Origin of the sequence: Gluconobacter sp. (assembly GCF_047722525.1) — a bacterium.
Classification (GTDB): domain Bacteria; phylum Pseudomonadota; class Alphaproteobacteria; order Acetobacterales; family Acetobacteraceae; genus Gluconobacter.
This window is the reverse complement of sequence record NZ_JBDNYY010000049.1, coordinates 1-6,650: the sequence shown is the minus strand read 5'-3', so window position 1 is coordinate 6,650 and position 6,650 is coordinate 1. Positions and strand designations below refer to the sequence as shown.

The 6,650-nt window shown below is 53.8% G+C and carries 9 protein-coding genes; 3 read left to right on the top strand and 6 right to left on the bottom strand.

Annotation, left to right across the window (positions count from 1 at the left end):
* The coding region (locus ABF859_RS15235; RefSeq protein ID WP_415528480.1) for a DMT family transporter at positions 1 to 163 on the bottom strand (163 nt) is incomplete at its 3' end.
* A 153-nt stretch (positions 164 to 316) separates the two neighbouring features.
* Positions 317 to 1,765 (bottom strand): DNA sulfur modification protein DndB, encoded by a 1,449-nt coding sequence (locus ABF859_RS15230; protein WP_415528479.1) that lies wholly within the window; start codon positions 1,763 to 1,765, stop codon positions 317 to 319.
* A gap of 515 nt (positions 1,766 to 2,280) precedes the next feature.
* Between ABF859_RS15230 and ABF859_RS15225 the strand changes: the two genes are divergently transcribed.
* On the top strand, positions 2,281 to 2,766 hold the full coding sequence (locus tag ABF859_RS15225) for a helix-turn-helix domain-containing protein (RefSeq protein WP_415528478.1): 486 nt from the start codon (positions 2,281 to 2,283) through the stop codon (positions 2,764 to 2,766).
* A gap of 290 nt (positions 2,767 to 3,056) precedes the next feature.
* Positions 3,057 to 3,587, top strand: coding sequence for a hypothetical protein (locus tag ABF859_RS15220; RefSeq protein ID WP_415528477.1), 531 nt, complete (start codon positions 3,057 to 3,059; stop codon positions 3,585 to 3,587).
* A gap of 3 nt (positions 3,588 to 3,590) precedes the next feature.
* On the opposite strand, the gene ABF859_RS15215 is transcribed toward ABF859_RS15220, so the two are convergent.
* Genes ABF859_RS15215 through ABF859_RS15205 form a run of 3 tightly spaced genes read right to left on the bottom strand, consistent with a single transcriptional unit; the run spans position 3,591 to position 5,081 of the window.
* Positions 3,591 to 4,535, bottom strand: coding sequence for a site-specific integrase (locus ABF859_RS15215; RefSeq protein ID WP_415528476.1), 945 nt, complete (start codon positions 4,533 to 4,535; stop codon positions 3,591 to 3,593).
* Between the two features lie 7 nt (positions 4,536 to 4,542).
* Positions 4,543 to 4,848: a type II toxin-antitoxin system PemK/MazF family toxin gene (locus ABF859_RS15210; protein ID WP_415528475.1), complete on the bottom strand. Its 306-nt coding sequence runs from the start codon at positions 4,846 to 4,848 to the stop codon at positions 4,543 to 4,545.
* Between the two features lie 14 nt (positions 4,849 to 4,862).
* Positions 4,863 to 5,081 (bottom strand): antitoxin MazE family protein, encoded by a 219-nt coding sequence (locus ABF859_RS15205; RefSeq protein ID WP_010505707.1) that lies wholly within the window; start codon positions 5,079 to 5,081, stop codon positions 4,863 to 4,865.
* A 519-nt stretch (positions 5,082 to 5,600) separates the two neighbouring features.
* Between ABF859_RS15205 and ABF859_RS15200 the strand changes: the two genes are divergently transcribed.
* Complete coding sequence (locus ABF859_RS15200) at positions 5,601 to 6,068, top strand: hypothetical protein (RefSeq protein ID WP_415528474.1); 468 nt, start codon at positions 5,601 to 5,603, stop codon at positions 6,066 to 6,068.
* A gap of 400 nt (positions 6,069 to 6,468) precedes the next feature.
* On the opposite strand, the gene ABF859_RS15195 is transcribed toward ABF859_RS15200, so the two are convergent.
* A partial coding sequence (locus ABF859_RS15195) for an SMR family transporter (RefSeq protein ID WP_415528473.1) occupies positions 6,469 to 6,650 on the bottom strand: 182 nt, incomplete at its 5' end.

Here is a 6,650-nt window from a genome sequence, read left to right as displayed (position 1 = left end):
TTGGAATCTCTTTGAGGGCCATCGAAAGGCAGTAGAAGGCGACGAGATATCCGACACCGAGAATGACTGTCGGGACGAAGCGTGTGAATCCCTCGGAAGCCTTCAGAAGCGAGGTTGCGACGATTTCTGCAAAGATGGCGATGCCGAGATAGAGGTAACTCATGGCGTCATAATGAGCCGGAGCGCTTCAGGAAGAAAGCCACCCTTCCTGGGTTCTGAGAATGCCCATTCTCAGAACCTAGAAAGGACTTAAAGCTGTAGTTCACGATCTTCCCCTCAACTGAATTGTCTTGGAGAAATCGACAACTGCTTCGACTTATGGTGTCGGCAGCGGACGACGTGAAGGTAACTGTAACTTCCAGCGAATCATATCACCCAGGATGGGATAGATGTCATTATGCTTAGCACCGAAGCGCATGAAGCCGCCTTGATAGCTCCCAAGGTCGCGATTACCGCTTTCGTCAGGCGGCAGATAATTGGAAAGGCCTTCTAACCCTGCTTCTGCCCGCTCCTCCATGCTAAGGTTGTAGTAACGCCACATTGGATTTTCATGGCTCAGGTCGATCTCTTCAAGCGAAGAGAGCAAGCGTTCAGTGAGGTCGTCACCATTATCGGGACGACGATTGCTAAAGCTAAAATCAAAAACCAGTTTAGCCAGAGCCTTCAAAACCACCGGCTGAGCAGCAACGGTTTTTTCACGTGCATGCTCTTCTCCAAAGCCATTGATGTTCCGCACAGAATCCCAGAACCAAATGCCTGTTTCCGTTCGGCCATCGATCATCTGCGGAGTAGCGCCGTTGATGTTCGTACGATTGAGTAAAAGAATAGCATTAACCGCCACTAAATCTTTACGAACAATTCGACCATCATCATCAGACCAGTTCTTTACTTCGGATTCTATAACCCCAAGGTTAAGCTCTTCCATAAGCTTTTCCTTGATGAACAAATTGACTGGATTAGAATTGTCGAATTGCAGTGCAAGGTTAGTATCTACTTTTTTGCCAAGCCTATTCAAATCATGAAAGAGCTGACGTTCTTCATCTGCTCTAAGACCGAGATGCACTTCAACGGCAACAGTGCAATAAGTTCTCGCCCGCTCGAAGCATTCTTCCCAAACCTGATATTCTTCTTTTGAGATAGCTTCTCCATCCCCAAATGGAACTAGGTTTTTCCCCTTCTTCGGATAAGTACGGCTGCTGCGAAGTCCCTCAAGGAACTCGAAAACCTGTTGCATAGCTTTACGACGGTGTTGTCCATCAACCACCCATAAGACATGCCGTTGGGAAAGAAACACCTTAAATCCAGTTGTTTCTTCGGTAGATTTGTCGAGTAAACGAATGCCGCGAATATCCGAACCTCGCACGTTACAGTCGCGAATGTTCACGACAATCGGCTGTAGCGACATGTAAGGCTGTGGACCAAGCTTTCTGAGGACATTTTTCATCTCCTCAGGCACTGGCTGGTTGCGAGCATCACGATACTCAATCGCTGCGGAGACGAGCCCCTTCAAGATGTAAGTTGCTAGTTTGTGAGCATGGACAGGGTCTAACTTACGCTGAGCAATGGTATCCCCGTCGCGCCCGGCATCGTTCGCAACCTCTGACATTCCGTAGAACTCATGCATAGGCAGTAGCATGAGGAAAGTGCGATTTCCGAGATTATGACCAATAAAAGTCTTAACTGGCTTTTCAGAGGTATCCCCACCATCCAGGACATCGTCCAAAGTAGCAAGTGGGGTGGGAAGGCCGTTGGTTGAAGGAATCATAGTGTATGCTTTCTTAAAAAGAACCTGGAATTAAAAAAATCATATCCTGGAATGTAAGTCAAACCATCCAGGGATGTTTTTTTGGTATTTTTGCAAAAATTATGCTTTTGTCTCGCAGGAATGGCGGGACAAGCTTAAAAAGCTTTCTCACAGAGGCTCGCTATTTGCGCTGAATGTTTAAGTTCGCGAAGGAAGCGCGAGAGGGTAACGAGGTGATCCTATCAATGGACCTTGATAGTGCACGTCGAGCTATGGTCGCCTGAAGACTATCTAGCGAACGTTTCACGCCATCGCTGGACAATCGATATTCAACCGAGCAGTATGTATTGAAACGATGAAGGGGACAGCCCGGCAAGGCTGTCCCCTTCGAAACTCGCTGTTGCGCGGCGAGGCAGATGCAAAAGCGACTAAGCCCGCTTAGGCATCCGATGTATAGATAATAGACGTGGCCGGTGTTGGTTTCAATGTCTGATTAGCTGTACGGGGAAGTGTCTCGCCTGAGAAGGATCACAGGCATGACCTCTTTTGCTTCCCAGATTTGGACCCTGACCCAAGCCCGTCAGATTACCGCCAAGACGCATCTCGTCCTCCAGGCCCTCGCCAGCTTCGAAGGCCATCGCGGTCTGTTCCCGTCTCACGAAAGCATTGCCGCCCGCGCCGGATGCAGCACCAGAACCGTTATCCGGGCGCTGGAAACAGCATATAGCTTGGGTCTGGTGGAACGGACCCGCCAGCGTATGCGGCGCTCAGGGCGCGTTGTAAATGGTCCCAACCGCTACCGGTTGATCCTGGTTAGCTTGGAACAAGCCAAGGCCGCAGCAGCCTATGCGACACATCGCCTCAAAGAGGCTCTTACCCGCCGAAAACTAAGATTTTCTTCTAACTGCCAAAATGGCAGCGGATCTATTTTCCAAAGAGATATTTTCTTTGAAAAACCTCGCACCAAGAACGACTGGCTTGACCTGATCGCCTCCTGGTCTCCCTCTTCCTCAACGAGTTGACCTCTCCAAAGCAAAATCTCCCCTCAGACACACGTTCAAAAGGCTCAAGACGAAAAAGCTCTTTGAAAGGTTATCCCTTCATCTTGACCCGACTTGGCCCTGAATGGCCCGAGACGGCCTCAGTCAGCTCGAAACCTTGGAAATTCTCTCTTGAGACCATTCATGGCCAAGTCGGGCTGTTTCAGACAAAAAACCAACAGGCAAGATGTGTAACCCTAGCTAGGGTGACAGCCTTACTCGCATTCCATGCTCGACCGGATATAAGCTCAGGCTTGAAACGAAGAGGATCTATGGCCGAGCAAACAGAAAATCTGACCTATCGTCAGTTAGCTGACCGGCTTGGACTTTCCCTTGAAGCTGCACGCGCGCGGGTTCGTCGCGGCGGCTGGCTCAAAATCACGGACAATCATGGCACTGTCCGTGTTTCTGTTCCCGTTTTTGCCCTGAACAAGACCCCTGAACGGACTGAACGCGTAGCCCCGGACGTACACCCTGTACGTACACCCGAACACAATGGGATGTTCACCCCGGACAATACGGCTTTGTCCACCCTGCGGGACATGATGGGTCTTCTCCAAACTGAACTGAATGAAAGACGCCAAGAAGTCTCAGATTACCGGGAAGAAAACGCCGTTCTTAAGGAACAGAATGCCCAGCTCAGGGAGAAGATCTCACGGATCGAGGGTGAACGCGTACACTCTACGTACACCCCGAACGTTCACCCTGTACAAAAACCAGTGTTCACCCTGAACGTACCCCCTGAGCGGCCCCGGACGTACGGGGTGTACGGTCGCCGCCGCTGGTGGTGGCCATTTGGCTAGGGGTTACAGGAAGCGGTGTCCGGCATGGGTCTTCAGTAATGAGGCACGCCGGACATAGCTCCGCAGCACGTCTAGGCTCTGATGCCGCGAGGTTTCGGCGATCAGCAGCGCATCGGCGCCGGCCTCCGCCCCTGAGGTGATGAACCCTGCCCGTAGCGAATGCCCCGAGAAGAGCTCCGGATCGAGCCCAACACCCTCGGCGGCTATCTTGATGATCCGGGCCACCGAGCGATCAGACAGCGACCCGCCGACCCGGCCATGCCGGTCTACGGACCGGAACAGCAGACCGGACGTGACCTCGGCCGCCTCGCACCAGGTCGAGAGGTGATCCAGAGCCCGGATGGTCGAGCCGTTCAAAATGCCAATCGTCTGATGGGCCCCGTCCGGGTCGGTTTTGCTGCGTCGGAGTGTGAGCAGTGCGCCGCCCTCCTGAGACACGAGATCCGTAACCTCTAATGCCACCAGTTCAGACCGTCGCAAGGCTCCGGCAAAGCCCAGAGCCAGAAGTGCCCGGTTGCGCCAACCGATCAGGGTATCCGGCTGGACATCCAGCATCCGACGCAGCAGGTCCACGGTCGCAGGGGCTTTCCGGGTCGGTGCGGTTCCGAGCGTCCGCCGCATGCCCCGGAGCGCGTCCTGGACGACGCGGGAGCGGCTGAAGTTCTCGAACCCGGCCAGCTCATGTGCGCAGGACACAGCCGCTACCCCACGGGCCAGTGTCGCGGCTTTTCGGCCCTGTTCTAGGCGCGCAGCAATCCAGGCGGCAACGGTTTCGGGCTGAGCGGGAAGCGCTGTGACACTCTGGGCGCAGCACCAAGCGACGAAAGCGGTCCAGTCGGTGCGATAGGCGCGTAATGTTGCGGGAGAGCGGGCAGCCAGGGCCAGACGGTCAGAGGCGTCCTGAAGAGCGGGTGGGATCGTCTCGAAGACAAGCGGTTGTAAGGTCACGGACCTTTCAGGCCAGACCGAGAAACAGCGCCAGGGCGCGATTGACAGAGAGCATGACGGTATCGCTGGCGACCCCGAAGGTGGGGCCAATCTTGTCGCGGGAGACCGTACTGGGCTTGTCGATCATTACCTGGGACGGTTTGCGTAACCCGTTCCGCTCGTCTGGGGCCACCGACAGGCGGAGCAAAGGCGCGTCTATGAGGGTGCTGGTGACAGGCAGCACGGTCACGGAGGCTGTTGTCTCGAAGCGGTCAGCCTGGACGATCAGCGCGGGACGGGGTTTGCCCAGATCACCCTGAAGGGCAACGGTCACGAAGTCTCCCCGGTTCATGCCTCCCACCCGTCGAGATCGCTGGCCGCACTATCCAGGAAGGACATCAGCGCAGGATCGTGCCGGTCTGCTTCGGCCACCAGACGCGCTTGGCGCTGGCATTCCGCATCAAAGCCCGGGGTGCGTGTATCGGGCACCCAGATTTGGACGGGGCGGAGTCCGGCCTTGCGAAGGGTGTCACGGCGCTTCTGGACGCGAATGGCAACAGGGGTCATGGCTTCTCTCCTTTCGTTACATGTAACATAAGAAAGCGCGGATTTCTACGAAAACTGTTGGAAGGTTTGTGCCGATCTGAGGGCTGGAAACGCTTGGACCAGTTATCAAACAGGTCATCTGCCAGCGTTGGTATTACCGAGGTAATACGATTGAGGCGCAGAAAACTGCCATAAATGGCGGAAACGTATTACCAAGGTAATACGCCCAAAGGGCCACATTTCTAAAATGTGTTTATTTTTCAATTACTTGTCAGTCCATCGGACTGCGTATTGTGTATAGTCCAGATTAAGGGAAAATCCGGTCCGTCATTCCAGGAAAAAGCCCTTCATGCCTCGTCTTACGCCTCCAAAATCGTCCTGATCCTAGGAGCGCAGCGACCTCCAATTTTGAGACACCAAAATCTCACCAAAAATACGTCAAAAAATCTCTAAAAAATCTCTAAAAAAGCTCTTTCTGAACTCAGAAACACCGAAATAGCTCCAAAAAAACTTCAAAAATACTCTTTTTTGACAAGCTCCATGCAGACGGGCTCTCTGGATGATCTGACAGAAAGGAACAGCACCGCGATGGATCAGAAGAGCAAACCGAAGCCCACCAAACTCGTCGGAATCCTGCGCAGTCAGATTGACCGGATCGAGACCCTGATCCGATCCGGCTATACGCTGGAGGCTATTCGTCAGATGCTTGAAGAAGAGCTGGATCTTCCGATCAAAGTCCGGACGCTTGAGACCGGCCTGTACCGGGTTCGGAAAGAACGGAAGGGCTCAGCTCAGGACGCCAGACAGACCCACCGCCCCACGCGCACTGTCACGCCGTCTGCTGGACCTGCTCCAACGTCCCCGGCCCGTCAGCCTTCTCTTGATCCAGACGAAGATGAGAAGGCTCCCGAGATCACCACGCCCTGGAAACCGGAGAAAAAGATCAACCCCAACCTGCTGGCCCTGAAAGAGCGCTTGATGCAAGCGAAACGGGAGAAAGGCTCCTGAGCCTCATACACATCCATGGTGTCTGAGAATGCCCAACCCGTTTCTGGTTTTCATAAAGACCAGCAGCGTGAGGTTGGAACATTCTGGTCTGTTTGCGGATTGGGAGGGGTCAGGACACAGAGAATGGTCTGACCACGTTTCTCCAGCGTGAAGAGAGCTCCAGATCCGGCGTAGTTTGTGGTTGTGGTGATCCGGTAGCCTGTTTTGAGCAGATTGCTCAGAGACGCTGTGACCGGATGAAGTTCCGTCGGAACGGCAAGCGGGCTGTAGGGGGATTTGACACCAGACTCTGGCAGCCAGTCTTGGGAGCTTTGTGCAAAAGCGCAGACCGGAAAGAGAAGAGGGCACAAGGCAGAAAATACGGCCAAACGATTGCTCATGAAGCGCTCCAAAATCAGGGTTAATGCCCGGTTGTCGTTGAGAAGAGGTTCATCACCAGAACGCCTACAATGATCAAACCCATGCCGATCATGGCTGGGAGATCAAGTCTCTGACCCTGAAAGATCCAGGCGATCACGGCGACAAGCACAATGCCCACTCCCGACCAGATCGCGTACGCAATGCCGGTTGGAATCTCTTTGA